This is a genomic window from Kitasatospora sp. NPDC056731 (assembly GCF_040687675.1).
In the GTDB taxonomy this organism is placed as follows: Bacteria; Actinomycetota; Actinomycetes; order Streptomycetales; family Streptomycetaceae; genus Kitasatospora.
In genome coordinates, this window is record NZ_JBFBNR010000038.1 from 14,024 (window position 1) to 30,199 (window position 16,176).

Here is a 16,176-nt window from a genome sequence, read left to right on the forward strand (position 1 = left end):
CGCCTTCAGCGATTCCCCACATCATCTTCACCCCGCCCCGGGCGGCCCTCCGGGAGCCCCGACGACCTGGCCCGACCGGGCGTCGGGCCCGTCCGACCGGCCGGTGACAACCGAACGGCCCGCGAGGACCAGAGGTCCCCACGGGCCGTTCAGCGCTGTCCGGACAACCCTCCGGAGGGGGTTCACGACCTGACGGGCGACACCGCTCAGACGGCGGTGAAAGCGCCCTCCAGGATGTCCAGGCCCTCGGCCAGGAGGTGCTCCTCGATGACCAGCGGCGGCAGGAAGCGCAGCACGTTGCCGTAGGTGCCGGCGGTCAGCACCACCAGGCCCTCGGCGTGGCAGGCCTTCGCGATGGCCGCGGTGGCCTCCGCGTTCGGCTCCTTGCCGCCCGGCTTCACCAGCTCGACGGCGATCATCGCGCCGCGGCCGCGGATCTCGCCGATGATGTCGAACTTCTCCTGCATCGCCCGCAGGCGGCCCAGCATGATCTCGCCGATCCGCTGCGCCTTGCCGTTGAGGTCCTGCTCCTTCATCGTCTCGATGGCGCCCAGCGCGGCCGCACAGGCCACCGGGTTGCCGCCGTAGGTGCCGCCCAGGCCGCCCGCGTGCGCGGCGTCCATGATCTCGGCGCGACCGGTCACCGCCGCCAGCGGCAGACCGCCGGCGATGCCCTTCGCGGTGGTGATCAGGTCCGGGACGATGCCCTCGTCCTCACAGGCGAACCACTGGCCGGTACGGCAGAAACCGGTCTGGATCTCGTCCGCGACGAACACGATGCCGTTCGCCTTCGCGTACTCCACGATCGCCGGCAGGAAGCCCCTGGCCGGCTCGATGAAGCCGCCCTCGCCCTGGATCGGCTCGATGATGATCGCGGCGACGTTCTCGGCGCCGATCTGCTTGTTGATGATCTCGATCGCCTGCGCGGCGGCCTCGGCGGCGCAGTTCTCCGCACCCGTCAGCCAGCGGTACGGGTAGGCCACCGGCACTCGGTAGATCTCCGGGGCGAACGGGCCGAAGCCCTGCTTGTACGGCATGTTCTTCGCCGTCAGGCCCATAGTCAGGTTCGTACGGCCGTGGTAGCCGTGGTCGAACACCACGACGGCGGTGCGCTTGGTGTAGGCGCGGGCCACCTTCACCGCGTTCTCGACCGCCTCGGCGCCCGAGTTGAACAGCGCGGTGCGCTTGTCATGGTCACCCGGGGTCAGCTCGTTCAGCTGCTCGGCGACCGCCACGTAACCCTCGTACGGGGTCACCATGAAACAGGTGTGGGTGAAGGCGGCCAGCTGCTCGCTCGCCTTCGCCACCACGGCCTCGGCGCTGTTGCCGACGTTCGTCACGGCGATGCCGGAGCCGAAGTCGATCAGCGAGTTGCCGTCCACGTCCTCCAGCACGCCGCCGTTGGCACGGGACACGTACACCGGCAGGGTGGTGCCGACACCGGCCGCCACCGCACCCAGCTTGCGGGCCTGCAGCTCCTGCGACTTCGGACCGGGGATCGCAGTGACCAGGCGGCGCTCCTGCGGGAGCGGCGTTGCGGCGCTCATGGGGTTCTCCAGACTTCTCGGCTCGGTGCTTCGCAGGCTACGGCCGCCCTCCCCGGCCGGGCATGCGCCACTCGGTAGCACTGAGCCGTCCGACTTGTCCGGCACGGCCAGCGCGGGTAGTGCGACTACCAGCAGGCCCCGCTCCACTACATTGAGCGCGGGCGTGTCGCCGGTACGGCGGCATGGGTATGGCGGCACCGACGGCGATCGGGCCGGGCGGGCGAGGGAGCGGGGCCGTACATGGCGCACGACGGGGCACACCACCACACCGATCGGACCACCACCGGACCCCCGGCCCCCATGCCCCGCCAACGGCCCGGCACCCGCACCGACGGGGCCCCCGCCTTCGACCTCCCCACCTGGGCCGCGGCCCCGCGCCCGGAAGCCGAACCCGGCGTCTACCGGCTGGGCTACCGCCCGCTCGACCCGGAACGGGCGGAGGCGGCCCAGGTCGCGGCCTGGCCGCTGCTCCTGCGGGCGGGACTCAACGCGGTGGTGGGGTGGTTGGTCTATGTCTACGGTGTCGAACTCGCGGAGGCCGGGACGACGATGATCGGCGTCCTCCCGTCGAAATCGGCGCTGGTGGCGACGTCGGTCGTGCTCACCTTGAACGTCCTGGTGATCGGCGTCGTCATCAAGCTCTTCGGCCGGATGGGCCGTTGGCCCGAGGTGTGGCGGCGGTACGTGTCGCCGTTGCTGTCGCGGGCGGTGACGCAGGAGCAGCCTGCCGAGGAGGGCGTGGCGGTGGCCCAGGTGGTGCGGCGGCTGGACCCGTGGGGCGGGCTGCGGCAGGGCGGCGCGGCCGAGGCGGCGGGGCGGCTGGAGCGGGAGGCGGTCGGGGACGTCGACTACGTGCGGATCCAGCGGGCGTGGGAGTCGGCGCAGGCGGATCCGGCGTTCGTGCCGGCCTTCGTCGAGCAGGTGGTGGCGCGCGGTGGGGCGGCCTTCGCGCACCCTTCGGAGTCGCGGGAGCTGGCGGACCGGGCTGAGCGGCACGATCTGCTGCTGGGTCAGGTCTGCCTGGGGACGGCCCAGGACGTGCCGAAGAACCCGCTGAGCCATCGGGCGGCCGGGTTCGCGCTGGATCCGGCGGTGCTGGGCACGTCGCTGCTGGCGGTGGGTCCGGCGGGGACGGGGAAGACGGCGCGGCTGGCGCGGCCGGTGGCGGAGGCGTTGTGTCTGCAGGCGCTGGCCGGTACCGCGTGTGTGGTGGTGGTGGGGGCGGCGGACGCGGATCTGGGCCCGGACGCCTGGTACGACGTGGTGATCGCGCCCGGTGATCCGGCGTCGGTGTACGGGCTGGACCTCTACGGTGCGGCGCAGGATCCGGACGAGGCGGCCGCCCGGTTGGCCGAGGCGCTGCTGCCGGATGAGTTGACGGCGCGCGCGGAGAACGCCCGGACGGCGCTGCAGCAGGTGGTGGGTCCGTTCCACGCCGCGTACGCCCGCTATCCGGGGGTGCGGGAGCTGCGGGCGCTGCTGGCCGGTGAGCCGGACGTGCTGGCGGCTCTGGTGAAGGCGCTCGGGGTGGCGGGCCGGCTGGCCGTGTACGAGCGGGACCTGGAGCACCGGGAGCGTCAGCGCGGCCGGGCGGACGATCCCGGGGCGCTGCTGGCGGACCGGCTGGCGCTGCTGGATCGGCCGGCCTTCGAGGGTGCCTTCGCGACGGACGGCACGGGGCGGCCTCCGTTCGCGATGCGGGTGCTGGACCATCCGTTGCGGGTGCGGGTGAAGCTGCCGGAGCGCAGCCATCCGGAGGCCGCGCGGATGCTGTCCCGGTTGGTGGTGGGTCAGTTCGTGCAGGCGGCGGGGGCTCGTACGGACCGTTCGCTGTTCGCCGGCCTGGTGGTGGACGACGCCTCGGCGGCGCTGGACGCGACCGCCGTGCGCGGGGTGCAGCGGATGCGGGGGGCGAACGCGGGCGCGGTGCTGCTGCTGCGCACGCTGGTGGATCTGCCGGAGGCGCTGCGGGCGCCGTTGTTCGGCGCGGTCGGCTGCCGGATGGCGTTCCCGGGGATCGCGCCGTGGGACGGCCGGCTGTTCTCGGAGGCCTGGGGGACGCACCTGGTGCAGGAGACCGCGGTGACCCACACGCCCGACACCTCGGGCGGCGTGGTGCGGCGGGCCGGGCGGTTGGGGCGGCGGGCGTTGTCGGGGACGGCGGCGCAGACGGAGTCGGTGACGACGCGGGACGTGGAGCGCCTGCGCTGGTCGCCGTCGGATCTGGCGCACGCGCTGCCGGCGGGGCACGCGGTGGTGTCGTTGACCGCGGTGTCGGGGGAGCAGGTGCCGCCGTTGCTGGTGGATCTTCGGGGCTGACGGGCTGACGGGCTGACAGGGCTGACGGGGCTGACCGGGCGCGGGGCGGAAGCTCGCCTTCACGGTGGATTCGGCAGTGCCGGTTGTCCGGAGCGTCCATAATGAGGGGGAGAGACTCTCACTTGTCCCATTGCCCTCTCCTCGCCCGGCCGCAACGGCGCGGTCAGGTCGATCCCCCGAAGGTGCCATGCCCCCCACACTCGCCTCCGTTGTCCGTAACAGTTCGCTCCATCTGACGGTCCTCGCCGGCGCGGACCATCTGGAGCGGCCGGTCCGCTGGGTGCACACCAGCGAGCTGGACGACCCGACGCCGTTCCTGGAGGGTGGCGAGCTGCTGCTCACCACCGGGATCAAGCTGGGCCGTACGGCGGCCCAGTTGCAGGCGTACGTGCACCGGCTGGCCGATGCCGGGGTGGTGGGGCTGGGCCTGGGGGTGGGGCTGTCGCACACGGAGGTGCCGCAGCCGCTGGTGGACGCGGCCGCGCAGCGGGGGCTGCCGCTGCTGCGGGTACCGGAGCCGACGCCGTTCATCGCGATCAGCAAGGTGGTGTCGGCGGCGCTGGCCGCGGAGCAGTACGAGGCGGTGACGACCTCCTTCGAGGCGCAGGAGGAGCTGACCCGGGCCGCGCTGGGCAAGGACGGCACGACGGCGGTGGTGCGCCGGCTGGCGGCCCGGCTGGGCGGCTGGGCGGCGCTGTACGACGGGTCGGGGGCGCTGTCGGTGGTGGCGCCGGACTGGGCGGCGCGCCGGGCGGGGCGGCTGGCGGCGGAGGTGGACCGGCTGCGCCGGCGTCCGGCGCCGTCGAGCGCCGCGTTGCAGGGGCGGGCGCCGGGGATCGACACGGCGGACGAGGACTACGTGGTGGTCCAGTCGCTGGGGGCGGACCGGCGGGCCCGGGGCTTCCTGGCGGTGGGCACCGAGGACCGGATCACCCCGACCGAGCGGTACGTGCTGAACGCGGCGGTGGCGCTGCTGACCCTGACGCTGGAGCGTTCGCGCGAGCTGCGCCAGGCCGAGGAGCGGATGGGCGCGGCGCTGCTGCGGATGGTGCTGGCGGGCGAGGTGGCGACGGCCCGCCAGGTGGCGGTGGGGCTGTTCGGCGGTATGCCGGAGGGGACGATACGGGTTCTGGTGGCCGGGGCCGGGCCGAACGCGGAGGCCGCGGAGGCGCTCGGGGAGCTGGGCGACCGGGCCGAGCAGGCGGGCGCCCGGGTGGGCGAGAAGCTGCTGGTGGCGCGGGAGGACGGCGCGCACGGGGCGCGGCTGATGGTGCTGGCGCTGGACAACGGGGCGGTGCACCGGGCCTGTCTGGGCGTGGTGGAGGAGCACGAGGGCCTGTCGCTGGGCGTGTCGGCGCCGGCCGCGCTGGAGGACGCGGGGACGGCACACGCGCAGGCCGAGCGGGCGCTGGCGGTGGCGCTGCGCGGTGGCCGGCGGTCGGTGGACCACGAGGAGGTCGGCGCGGGGTCGCTGCTGCCGCTGCTCGGCGAGGACGCGGTGACGGCGTTCGCCGAGGGGCTGCTGCGGCCGCTGCGCGAGCACGACCGGACGGCCCGCGGCGATCTGGTGGCCTCGCTGCGGGCGTGGCTGTCCCGGCACGGGCAGTGGGACGCGGCGGCGGCCGATCTCGGGGTGCACCGGCACACGCTGCGCTACCGGATGCGGCGGGTCGAGGAGTTGCTGGGGCGTTCGCTGGACGACACCGACGTGCGGATGGAGCTGTGGCTGGCGCTGCGCTCCGGCGAGGAGTAGGTCGCACCCTGGCCGCACCGGGGCCGTCCGGGCTGTGCCCGGGCGCGGCCCGGCCCGGGAGGCCCTGGACGGGATGGAGCAGCGTCGGGGGCGAACGCTCCGAGTCGGCCAATCCGGTCGGTGCGCCGCCCCACCTACCCTCGGGTTCGGGTCCCACACCCGTGGGCCCGATGACGACGAGGAGAGGGCCGGTACCACGGTGACCACCACGTACGATTTCTGGCTGGCCGGCCGACGGGCGAGCGGCGACGCCGACTTCGAGGTGCACAACAGCTGGGACGGCCGTCTGGTCGGCAAGGTGAGCATCCCGACCGAGGCCCAGGTCGAGGAGGCGCTGGACGCCGCCGTCGCCGCGCTGCCGGTGTTCGCCGCCACCCCGGCGCACGTCCGCTCCGCCGCGCTGGACCACGTGGCCAAGCGCCTGGCCGAGCGCACCGAGGAGCTCGCCCAGCTGATCACCGCGGAGAACGGCAAGCCGATCAAGTGGGCCCGTGGTGAGGTCGGCCGCGCGGTGTCGGTCTTCCGCTGGGCGGCCGAGGAGGCCCGCCGGACCAACGGCGAGACGATGCGGCTGGACACCGACCCGGGCGGCGTGGGCCGTTTCGCGGTGGTGCGCCGCTTCCCGCGCGGTGTGGTGCTGGGGATCGCCCCGTTCAACTTCCCGCTGAACCTGGTCGCCCACAAGGTCGCCCCGGCGATCGCGGTCGGTGCCCCGATCATCCTGAAGCCGGCCCCGGCGACGCCGCTGTCGGCGATGGTGCTGGGCGAGATCCTGGCCGAGACCGACCTGCCGGCCGGTTCGTGGAGCATCCTGACGGTGCCGAACGACCGGATGCCGGCGCTGGTGCAGGACGAGCGCCTGCCGGTGATCTCGTTCACCGGTTCGGACAAGGTCGGCTACCAGATCATGGACTCGGTGCCGCGCAAGCACTGCACCCTGGAGCTGGGCGGCAACGCCGCGGCCGTGGTGCTCGCCGACTGGTCCTCGGAGGCCGACCTGGACTGGGCGGCCACCCGGATCGCGATGTTCGCCAACTACCAGGGCGGCCAGTCCTGCATCTCGGTGCAGCGCGTGATCGCCGACGCGTCGGTGTACGACGCGCTGGTGGAGAAGGTCGTGGCCAAGGTCAAGGCCCAGGTCACCGGTGACCCGAACGACGACGCGACGGACGTCGGCCCGCTGGTGGACGAGAACGCCGCGAAGCGGGTGGAGTCCTGGGTGGACGACGCGGTCGCCAAGGGCGCCAAGGTGCTCGCCGGCGGGGGCCGCGAGGGTGCGACCTACGCGCCGACCGTGCTGGCGGAGCTGCCCGCGGACGCGATCCTGGCCAAGGCCGAGGTGTTCGGCCCGGTCCTGTCGCTGCACCGGGTGGACGGCGTGGACGAGGCCTTCGCGGCCGTCAACGACTCGGCGTTCGGCCTGCAGGCGGGCGTGTTCACGCACGACCTGCAGACCGCGTTCCGTGCCCACCGGGAGCTGGAGGTCGGCGGTGTGATCATCGGCGACGCGCCGTCCTACCGCGCCGACCAGATGCCGTACGGCGGCGTCAAGGACTCCGGTGTCGGCCGTGAGGGCGTCCGGTACGCGATGGACGACTACACGGTCGAGAAGGTCCTGGTCCTCAGCGGCCTCGACCTCTGAGCGAACCCGTGAGTGAAGGGCCCGGTCCGGTGACCGGGCCCTTCGCCCGTTCCGGGGCCAGGTCGGCTCAGCCTCGCTGTCCGCCCGCGTCAGCCGTTGTGTCCGCCCGCGACGGAGACGGCCTCCTCGACCGTGGCGTCGCCGGCGAGCAGCCGTTCGAGCTTCGGCGCGATCTGTCCGTGGCCCCCGGCGATGACGGTGCGCATGGCTCCGACGGTAGCCCGGGGCGCGGGGCGGCGTCCTGCCGGGAGGCGTCCTGTGCAGGGCCCCGGGCAGGACACAATGGGCGCATGACTTCGCTCGCCCACCCGCAGCTGCGGTTCACGCCCACCGTGCAGGACCCTTCCGGCCCCCGGGAGCTGGTGATCCTCGGCTCGACCGGGTCGATCGGCACCCAGGCCATCGACGTGGTGCTCCGCAACCCGGACCGGTTCCGGGTGGTCGCCCTGTCGGCGGCCGGCGGCCGGGTGGAGCTGCTCGCCGAGCAGGCGCTGCGGCTGGGCGTGCACACGGTGGCGGTGGCGGACCCGGCGGCCGAGCCGGCGCTGCGCGCGGCGCTGGCGGCGAAGGCGGCGGGCGCTGCGCTGCCGACGGTGCTGGCGGGGCCGGACGCGGCGACCGAGCTGGCCGCGATGGAGTGCCACTCGGTGCTGAACGGCATCACCGGGTCGATCGGGCTGCGGCCGACGCTGGCCGCGCTGAGGGCGGGCCGGGTGCTGGTGCTGGCCAACAAGGAGTCGCTGATCGTCGGCGGCCCGCTGGTGAAGGCGGTGGCGCGGCCGGGGCAGATCGTGCCGGTGGACTCCGAGCACGCGGCGCTGTTCCAGGCGCTGGCGGGTGGCACCCGGGCCGAGGTCCGCAAGCTGGTGGTGACGGCCAGCGGTGGTCCGTTCCGCAACCGGACGCGTGAGCAGCTGGCCGGGGTGACGCCGCAGGACGCGCTGGCGCACCCGACCTGGGCGATGGGCCCGGTGGTCACGATCAACTCGGCGACCCTGGTGAACAAGGGCCTGGAGGTGATCGAGGCGCACCTGCTGTACGACGTGCCCTTCGACCGGATCGAGGTCGTGGTCCATCCGCAGTCGGTGGTGCACTCGATGGTGGAGTTCACCGACGGTTCGACGCTGGCGCAGGCCAGCCCGCCGGACATGCGGATGCCGATCGCGCTGGGTCTGGGCTGGCCGGAGCGGGTGCCGGACGCCGCCCCCGGCTGCGACTGGACCAAGGCCGCGACCTGGGAGTTCTTCCCGCTGGACGACGAGGCCTTCCCGGCGGTGGAGCTGGCCCGCGAGGTGGGCACCCTGGGCGGTACCGCGCCTGCGGTCTTCAACGCGGCCAACGAGGAGTGCGTGGAGGCGTTCCTGAAGGGGCGCCTCGCTTTCACGGGAATCGTGGACACTGTTGCCAAGGTCGTCGCCGAGCACGGCACGCCCGTGCCGGGAACTTCCCTGACGGTCGAGGACGTCCTGCACGCGGAGGACTGGGCCCGCGCCCGGGCCCGCGAGCTGGCGGCGGGCTGACGGCGGCGGGTTGACGGCGTGGGCCGTTTCCGGCCGGGTGCACCCGTACCGGGTGTCCGGCTGGGCGTGACTGCGGTAAGACAAGACGACGAGCAGAGCGGCATGACGGAGGGCCAGCGGTGGCAATGGTTTTGACGGTGGTCGGCATCCTGGTCTTCGCGGTCGGGTTGCTCGTCTCGATCGCCTGGCACGAGCTCGGCCACCTCTCGACGGCCAAGCTGTTCGGCATCCGGGTGCCGCAGTACATGGTCGGCTTCGGCCCGACCGTCTGGTCGCGGAAGAAGGGCGAGACCGAGTACGGCTTCAAGGCGATCCCGCTGGGCGGCTACATCCGGATGATCGGGATGTTCCCGCCGGGTGCGGACGGCCGGATCACCAAGCGCAGCAGTTCCCCCTGGCGCACCATGATCGAGGACGCCCGGGAAGCCTCCTACGAGGAGCTCCAGGAGGGCGACGAGCACCGGCTGTTCTACACCCGCAAGCCGTGGAAGCGCGTCATCGTCATGTTCGCCGGGCCGTTCATGAACCTGGTCCTGGCCTTCGGGCTGTTCCTGACGGTCATGATGGGCTTCGGCGTCTCGACGGCGGTGCCGACCATCGGCTCGGTCGCCCAGTGCGTGGTCAAGGCCGGCTCGCCGACCGACGTGTGCCCCGCGGACGCGCCCAAGACCCCCGCCAACGAGGTCGGGCTGCGGCAGGGGGACAAGGTCCTCTCCTTCGGCGGGGACCGGATCCGCGACTACGACCAGCTCCAGGCGGACATCCGGAAGTCGGCCGGCCAGCAGGTCGAGATCCTGGTCGACCGGGGCGGGCAGCAACTCGTCCTCAAGCCCGTCATCGCCGTCAACGACGTGCAGAAGTACGACGGCAACGGCGTGCCGCTCAAGGGCCAGACCGTGCAGGCGGGCTTCCTCGGCTTCACCCCCAAGCAGGGGGTCGTCCAGCAGAGCTTCGGGCAGTCCCTGGACCGGATGGTCGGCATGGCCGAGAACGGGGTGAAGTCGCTGGCCGCGCTGCCCGGCAAGATCCCCGGTCTGTGGAACGCCGTCGTCGGGGACTCCCCGCGTGACCCGGACTCGCCGATCGGCATGGTCGGCGCCGCCCGGGTCAGCGGTGAACTGGTGAGCATGGACCTGCCCGCCAGCCAGCGGGTGGCGATGTTCGTCAACCTCCTGGCCGGGATCAACCTCTCGCTCTTCCTGTTCAACATGCTGCCGCTGCTCCCGCTGGACGGCGGCCACATCGCGGGCGCGGTCTGGGAATCGGTCCGCCGCCGATTCGCTCAGCTGTTCAAGCGGCCCGATCCCGGGCCCTTCGACGTCGCCAAGCTGATGCCGGTGGCGTACGTCGTGGCCAGCGTCTTCATCGGTTTCACCCTGCTGGTGATGGTCGCCGACCTGGTGAACCCGGTGAAGATCAGCTAGAGCGTTCGGGTACGGCGGGTGTGCTGGGGTCCGGCGCCGTGCCGTACCGTGGAGGCCGGGTGCGCGATCTAGGCGCGCCCGGCCTCGGCCGTCCCACTGGCCGGGCGGTCGACCACACCTCAACCCCGGGGAACCCTGCGCACATGACCGCGATCTCGCTCGGTATTCCGTCCCTGCCGCTCAAGCCGCTCGCCAAGCGCCGTGTATCCCGGCAGATCATGGTCGGCAACGTACCGGTCGGCGGTGACGCTCCCGTCTCGGTGCAGTCGATGACCACCACCGTGACCGCGGACATCAACGCCACGCTGCAGCAGATCGCCGAGCTCACCGCGTCCGGGTGCCAGATCGTCCGGGTCGCCGTCCCCACCCAGGACGACGCCGACGCGCTGCCGATCATCGCCAAGAAGTCCCACATCCCGGTGATCGCCGACATCCACTTCCAGCCGAAGTACGTCTTCGCCGCGATCGACGCCGGCTGCGCCGCGGTCCGCGTCAACCCGGGCAACATCAAGGCCTTCGACGACAAGGTCGGCGAGATCGCCAAGGCCGCCCGGGGCGCCGGCGTGCCGATCCGGATCGGCGTCAACGCCGGCTCGCTCGACAAGCGCCTGCTGGAGAAGTACGGCCGTGCCACCCCCGAGGCCCTGGTCGAGTCCGCGCTCTGGGAGTGCTCGCTGTTCGAGGAGCACGACTTCCGCGACATCAAGATCTCGGTCAAGCACAACGACCCGGTCGTGATGATCAACGCCTACCGCCAGCTGGCCGCCGCCTGCGACTACCCGCTGCACCTCGGCGTCACCGAGGCCGGCCCGGCCTTCCAGGGCACCATCAAGTCCGCGGTGGCCTTCGGCGCGCTGCTCGCCGAGGGCATCGGCGACACCATCCGGGTCTCCCTCTCCGCCCCGCCGGCCGAGGAGATCAAGGTCGGCAACCAGATCCTGGAGTCGCTCGGCCTGCGCCAGCGCGGCCTGGAGATCGTCTCCTGCCCGTCCTGCGGCCGCGCCCAGGTCGACGTCTACAAGCTGGCCGAGGAGGTCACCGCCGGCCTGGAGGGCATGGAGGTGCCGCTGCGCGTCGCCGTCATGGGCTGCGTCGTGAACGGCCCGGGCGAGGCCCGCGAGGCCGACCTCGGCGTCGCCTCCGGCAACGGCAAGGGCCAGATCTTCGTCAAGGGCGAGGTCATCAAGACCGTCCCCGAGTCGAAGATCGTCGAGACCCTGATCGAGGAGGCGCTCAAGCTCGCCGAGCAGATGCAGGAGGCGGGTGTCGAGGCCGGTACGCCGACCGTCGTCGCCGCCGACTGACCACGCAGGGTCCGCGCGGTGCGCCGCGCGCAGTCTTCCGGAAGCGGGGCCGTCCGTTCGCGGACGGCCCCGCGGCCGTAGTCGGGTGGGGCCACGGTCGTAGCCGGGTGGGGCCACGGAGTAGGGTGCGGCCAGATTCGTCTCAGTGAGGTGCTGTCTCGATGCTCGATCGAGGTGTGATGCTCCCCGGCTCGTTCCAGGCCGCCCGCGCCCTGGCCACCACCCGCGTGCTGGAGCCCCCCGACCTCGCGGACGCCTTGGAGATCCTCCACCGCGACCCGGTCGCCAACTCCTTCGTCGCCACCCGGGTCGAGGCCGTCGGCCTGGACCCCTGGCGGCTCGGCGGCGAGATGTGGGGCTGGTACGACGGGGACGGGGCCCTCGCCGCGCTCTGCTACGCCGGGGCCAACCTCGTCCTGGTCGACGCCGGGCCGGAGGCCGTCGCGGCCTTCGCCGAGCGGGCCCGCCGGCAGGGCCGCCGCTGCTCCTCGATCGTCGGCCCGGCCGGGGCCACCGCCGCCTTCTGGGCGCTGCTGGAACGCAGTTGGGGCCCGGCCCGCGAAGTCCGCGCCCACCAGCCGCTGTTGGCCACCGCCGTGCCCTCCGCCGAGATCGCGCCGGACCCGCTGGTGCGGCGGGTGCGGCGGGAGGAGATCGACGCGCTGATGCCCGCCTGCGTGGCGATGTTCACCGAGGAGGTCGGGGTCTCCCCGCTGGCCGGTGACGGCGGCCTGCTCTACCAGGCCCGGGTCGCCGAACTCGTGTCCGCCGGGCGGTCGTTCGCGCGTTTCACCGAGGACGGCGAGGTCGTCTTCAAGGCCGAGATCGGCGCCGTCACCGAGGGCGCCTGCCAGGTCCAGGGCGTCTGGGTCGCCCCCGGGTACCGGGGCCGGGGCCTCTCCGAGACCGGCATGGCCGCCGTCCTCGACCTCGCGCTGCGTGAGATCGCCCCGGTGGTCTCGCTCTACGTCAACGACTTCAACCTGCGGGCCCGGGCCGCCTACCGGCGGGTCGGCTTCCGCGAGGTCGGCGCGTTCATGAGCGTGCTGTTCTGAGCCCGCCCCCCGGGAGTTCGGTTCCGATCTTCGCCCGCGCCGGCGGCCCACGGGTAGTAACGTCCGAGGCATGGATCAGCTGACCGGGGTGACGATCGAGGCCATCGACCTTGCGGCCTGGGCGCCGCAGGCGCTGGAGGTCCAGGCGGTGGCGTTCGGCCTGACGGCCGAGGAGGTCGCCGTCCGGCTGCACATCGTCGGCCGGCACGCCCACCAGCCCGGGGTGATCGCACTCGGCGCGATGAGCGGCGGCCGGCTGGTCGGCTTCGGCTACGGGATGCCCAACCAGCGCGACCACTGGTGGAGCACGGTGATCGAGCCCTACCTGGACGCGCGCGGCCACGATGCCTGGCTGGACGACGTGTTCGCCGTCACCGAACTGCACGTGCTGCCCGAGTACCAGGGCCAGGGCGTCGGCTCCCGGCTGATCCGCACCCTCTGCGAGCGCTCCGGGCTGGAGCGCAGCATCCTCTCCGCGATCGACGCGGAGACCCCCGCCCGGCGGCTCTACCGGGCGCTCGGCTACCAGGACCTCGCCCGTGCGGTGCGCTTTCCCGCCACTGACCGGCTGTACGCGGTGATGGGGGCCCGGCTTCCGCTGCGCGGGCCGGGCGAGGCGTAGGGCGTGCCCCGGGGCTCGCGCTACAGCGCCCCGGCGAACTCCAGGTAGAGCTCGGCGTCCTCCCGGCGGCCGGCCGCCAGGGCCCGCAGGGCGAGGTCGACGGCCCGGAACAGCGTCCAGCCGCGCAGCCGTTCCCGGTCCACCTCCAGCGCGTCCGCGAGCTGGTGCAGCCGGCGGCGGACGGCTGCGGCCACGCCGGGGGAGCCGACCAGGGTGTCCGCCCGGTCCAGCGCCAGCCGGGCCAGGTCGAAGGCGCGCTCGCCGGCCAGCGGGCGGGGGTCGATCGCCAGCCAGGGCGCCCGGTCGGCGGCGAGTACGTTGCCGTGGTGGAAGTCCCCGTGGAGCAGGAGGGTCTCGGCGGCGGAGCCGGCCAGGCCGTCGGCCGTGTCCAGCGCCTCGGCGATCAGGGGCTCGGCCTCGGCGGCGCCGGGCAGGGCGCGGTGCCCGCGCAGCCGTTCCGCGGTGTCGGCGGTCCGGGCCGCGAGGGTCGGGAACGGGTGGTCCTCGGGCAGGGCGGTCCAGAGCCGGTGCAGCAGGCTGGTCGCCTCCAGCATCGCCTTCGCCTCGGCGAGCGAGCGCAGCGGGATGTCCCCGTGCAGCCGCTCCAGCAGCAGGACGCCCTCGGCGGGGTCCGCGTCCAGCAGCAGGACGGCTCCGCGCCCGGCCCAGTGGGCGAGCGCCGCGTGCTCCAGCGCGGTCTCGGGGGTCCGTAGGCCGGTCTTGAGGACGGCGGGGGAGAGGTCGTCGCGGTGGACGTAGGCGACCAGGCTCAGGCTGCCGCCGGGGTCGAGCACCCGCTCCAGGGTGAGGTCCCAGCGCGCCAGGTGGGCGGCCACCCGCGCGGGCAGCCCGGCCAGCCACTGCCGGCCCGGTTCGCCCTCGCTCGCCGCGACGCCGCGCGCCAGCCAGGCGGGGACGGTGATCTGCGGTGCTGCTCCCGACATGCCGACCTTCCGGTTGACGTTCCCCCGTTGGTGTTACCCGTCCATTGTCGGCCATGAACGGGAAACCGCAGGTCAGCGCTGGGGGCCCTAGGGCGTGGTGGCCGTGGGGGTGGGGAGGGGCTCGGGGATGCCGGGGAAGGCGGGGTCGGCCGCGCCCCAGCGGTGGGCGCGCAGGGCGCCGTCGCGCAGGGCGTCGGCGGCGGCGCCCCGCTGGGGGCCGGGGACGGCGGCGACCAGGTCGGCGTAGACGGTGGTGAGCCGGGTTTCGAGGTGGGCGGCGAGCTTGGTGGCGCCGGCCGCGTCGGTGACGGCGAACGGGAGCTGGTAGCCGGCGGCCGCGGCGGCCGGGGTGGCGCCGAGGGAGCCGATCAGCCGTTGCCAGGCGTCCCGTCGGGCCTCGTGGGCGGCGTAGGCGGTGCGGGCGTCGGTGCGCTGCTGGTCCTCGGGGAGCCGGGCGCCGACCACGCCGTAGCCGTAGACGGCGGCGTGTTCGGCGCCGAGGGCGCCCTGGAGGGCGGTGACCGCTGCGGTGGCGGCGGGATCGGCCGACAGGCCGGCGGAGGGGGAGCCGGTGGGCTGGTCGCTCGGGGGCGCGGTCGGCGCCTCGGTGGGGGTGGTGGCGGCCGGGGGCGGGGCGACCAGCGGGGTGGTGTCGCCGAGGGCGACGGCGTGCAGCACGTCGGAGGCGGCGACCGAGGCGAGCAGCCGGGCCAGCGGCGGCCGGGCTGCGGCCAGGTCGGCGAGGCGGGCCTGGGCGGTCTGCCGTTCGAGTGCGGCGAGCGAGGCGGGGGTGCCGACCGGCGTTCCGCTCGGTGTCCCGCTCGGGCTGGTCGAGGGCGCGGTGGGGGGCGTGGTGGAGGGCGTGGCCGGGGGCGCCGGGGGGACCGAGGCGGCCGGCAGCCCGTAGGCGAGGGCGGCGCGGTGCTGGGCCACCTCAGCTCGGAGCGGCTGCAGCACGGCGGCCTGGGCGCCGCCCGGGCCGGCGAGCAGGGCGTCGTAGCCGGCCAGCAGGGTGTCGGTGGCGGCGATGGAGCGCAGGATGACCGGTTCGTCCGGGTTCGGCAGCGGGCCGCGGTTGCCGGGCATGGCGTCGTTGCCGTTGTAGGAGCCGGTGCAGGCGGTGAGGGTGGTGAGGGCGAGCAGCCCGAGAGCCAGGAGCGTGCGTCGGCTGGGCGGCTGCATGGGTGTCACTCCGGGGCGTGTGCGGGAGGGCGGCCTCCCCGCCTGCCCTTCGTAGGCGTGAATGATTACAGAATCCCCACGATTCCGGGCGGGGATTCGGATCTTGGGACGCCCCGGGAGCGGGTGTGAGCTTGCTCGCAGTGGGTGGCGTGCGCCCGGTCGGGGGTGGTCCGGAATCGGTGGTTCGCGGCTTCACCGGCTAGGCTTTGGGCCGAGCTGCCGTGACCCGGTGTGCGCCGGACCGGCGCCGGAGGGCGCGGAGCGACCTTCTGACAACAGCAGACGCGGCCGAGGAGTCCACCCGGATGAGCACCACCCACACCGACCGGCTGCGCGCGTTGCTGGAGCCGCTGGCCGTGCAGGCCGGTCTGGACCTGGAGGACGTCAAGGTCACCAAGGCCGGCAGCCGCCGCCAGGTGCAGATCGACGTCGACACCGACGGCGGCGTGGACATGGATGCCATCGCCGAGTTCAGCCGGGTGGTCGGTGAGGCTCTGGACGAGTCGGACCTGATGGGCGCCGAGCCCTACCTGCTGGAGGTCGGTTCGCCGGGCGCTGAGCGCTCGCTGGACCTGCCCCGGCACTGGCGTCGCGCGGAGGGCCGACTGGCCAAGATCCACCTGGTCGACGGCGGGGAGATCGTCGCCCGGGTGCTGGAGGCGGACGAGGACGGCACGCTGGTCGAGGTGCAGCCGGTGAAGGGCCGTGGCCGTCCGAAGGAGCGCCGGCTGGCGTACGCCGAGGTGGATCGGGCGCGCGTGCAGGTCGAGTTCAACCGCAAGGACGACAAGCTCCTCGACGAGGCCGCGGACTACGCGGACGACGACGCCTCCGAGGAGGGGGACGACGGTGCGCTGTGACCTG

The 16,176-nt window shown here is 73.7% G+C and carries 12 protein-coding genes; 9 read left to right on the forward strand and 3 right to left on the reverse strand.

Annotation, left to right across the window (positions count from 1 at the left end):
- Positions 1-206: 206 nt before the first annotated feature.
- Complete coding sequence (gene gabT, locus AB0R04_RS29840; protein WP_363376675.1) at positions 207-1,547, reverse strand: 4-aminobutyrate--2-oxoglutarate transaminase; 1,341 nt, start codon at positions 1,545-1,547, stop codon at positions 207-209.
- 240 nt (positions 1,548-1,787) lie between these two features.
- Here gabT and AB0R04_RS29845 point away from each other — a divergent pair, with 240 nt between their 5' ends.
- The 8 genes from AB0R04_RS29845 to AB0R04_RS29880 all read left to right on the forward strand — a co-directional run bounded on the left by AB0R04_RS29845 (position 1,788) and on the right by AB0R04_RS29880 (position 13,186).
- On the forward strand, positions 1,788-3,866 hold the full coding sequence (locus AB0R04_RS29845) for an ATP-binding protein (protein WP_363376677.1): 2,079 nt from the start codon (positions 1,788-1,790) through the stop codon (positions 3,864-3,866).
- Positions 3,867-4,053: 187 nt separating this feature from the next.
- Positions 4,054-5,619, forward strand: a complete 1,566-nt coding sequence (locus tag AB0R04_RS29850) for a PucR family transcriptional regulator (protein WP_363376679.1) — start codon at positions 4,054-4,056, stop codon at positions 5,617-5,619.
- 199 nt (positions 5,620-5,818) lie between these two features.
- Entirely contained in the window at positions 5,819-7,261 is a 1,443-nt protein-coding gene (locus tag AB0R04_RS29855; RefSeq protein WP_063347635.1) for an aldehyde dehydrogenase family protein, read from the forward strand.
- A gap of 290 nt (positions 7,262-7,551) precedes the next feature.
- Positions 7,552-8,781 carry a 1-deoxy-D-xylulose-5-phosphate reductoisomerase gene (gene dxr / locus AB0R04_RS29860; RefSeq protein ID WP_063347633.1) on the forward strand — a complete coding sequence of 410 codons (1,230 nt, stop codon included), beginning with the start codon at positions 7,552-7,554 and terminating at the stop codon, positions 8,779-8,781.
- A gap of 119 nt (positions 8,782-8,900) precedes the next feature.
- Positions 8,901-10,205, forward strand: a complete 1,305-nt coding sequence (locus AB0R04_RS29865; RefSeq protein WP_107452864.1) for a M50 family metallopeptidase — start codon at positions 8,901-8,903, stop codon at positions 10,203-10,205.
- 143 nt (positions 10,206-10,348) lie between these two features.
- A complete protein-coding gene (gene ispG, locus AB0R04_RS29870; protein ID WP_063347631.1) occupies positions 10,349-11,509 on the forward strand; it encodes a flavodoxin-dependent (E)-4-hydroxy-3-methylbut-2-enyl-diphosphate synthase in 1,161 nt (386 codons plus the stop codon).
- Between the two features lie 179 nt (positions 11,510-11,688).
- Complete coding sequence (locus AB0R04_RS29875; protein WP_350885688.1) at positions 11,689-12,564, forward strand: GNAT family N-acetyltransferase; 876 nt, start codon at positions 11,689-11,691, stop codon at positions 12,562-12,564.
- A 70-nt stretch (positions 12,565-12,634) separates the two neighbouring features.
- Positions 12,635-13,186, forward strand: coding sequence for a GNAT family N-acetyltransferase (locus AB0R04_RS29880; RefSeq protein ID WP_063347629.1), 552 nt, complete (start codon positions 12,635-12,637; stop codon positions 13,184-13,186).
- Between the two features lie 20 nt (positions 13,187-13,206).
- Here AB0R04_RS29880 and AB0R04_RS29885 read toward each other — a convergent pair whose 3' ends face one another.
- On the reverse strand, positions 13,207-14,130 hold the full coding sequence (locus AB0R04_RS29885) for an aminoglycoside phosphotransferase family protein (protein ID WP_363376682.1): 924 nt from the start codon (positions 14,128-14,130) through the stop codon (positions 13,207-13,209).
- 87 nt (positions 14,131-14,217) lie between these two features.
- The gene (locus AB0R04_RS29890) at positions 14,218-15,312 is read right to left on the reverse strand and encodes a ferritin-like domain-containing protein (protein ID WP_363376684.1); all 1,095 of its coding nucleotides are present in this window, start codon (positions 15,310-15,312) and stop codon (positions 14,218-14,220) included.
- A 305-nt stretch (positions 15,313-15,617) separates the two neighbouring features.
- Between AB0R04_RS29890 and rimP the strand changes: the two genes are divergently transcribed.
- Complete coding sequence (gene rimP / locus AB0R04_RS29895) at positions 15,618-16,172, forward strand: ribosome maturation factor RimP (protein WP_363376686.1); 555 nt, start codon at positions 15,618-15,620, stop codon at positions 16,170-16,172.
- The last annotated feature ends 4 nt before the right edge of the window (positions 16,173-16,176 follow it).

Bases quoted from the DNA above. Each gene is read 5' to 3' on its own strand.
- AB0R04_RS29845 (WP_363376677.1), top strand. From the start codon at position 1,788: ATGGCGCACGACGGGGCACACCACCACACCGATCGGACCACCACCGGA.
- dxr (WP_063347633.1), top strand. From the start codon at position 7,552: ATGACTTCGCTCGCCCACCCGCAGCTGCGGTTCACGCCCACCGTGCAG.
- AB0R04_RS29875 (WP_350885688.1), top strand. From the start codon at position 11,689: ATGCTCCCCGGCTCGTTCCAGGCCGCCCGCGCCCTGGCCACCACCCGC.
- AB0R04_RS29880 (WP_063347629.1), top strand. From the start codon at position 12,635: ATGGATCAGCTGACCGGGGTGACGATCGAGGCCATCGACCTTGCGGCC.
- AB0R04_RS29850 (WP_363376679.1), top strand. From the start codon at position 4,054: ATGCCCCCCACACTCGCCTCCGTTGTCCGTAACAGTTCGCTCCATCTG.
- ispG (WP_063347631.1), top strand. From the start codon at position 10,349: ATGACCGCGATCTCGCTCGGTATTCCGTCCCTGCCGCTCAAGCCGCTC.
- AB0R04_RS29890 (WP_363376684.1), bottom strand. From the start codon at position 15,312: ATGCAGCCGCCCAGCCGACGCACGCTCCTGGCTCTCGGGCTGCTCGCC.
- rimP (WP_363376686.1), top strand. From the start codon at position 15,618: ATGAGCACCACCCACACCGACCGGCTGCGCGCGTTGCTGGAGCCGCTG.
- AB0R04_RS29885 (WP_363376682.1), bottom strand. From the start codon at position 14,130: ATGTCGGGAGCAGCACCGCAGATCACCGTCCCCGCCTGGCTGGCGCGC.
- gabT (WP_363376675.1), bottom strand. From the start codon at position 1,547: ATGAGCGCCGCAACGCCGCTCCCGCAGGAGCGCCGCCTGGTCACTGCG.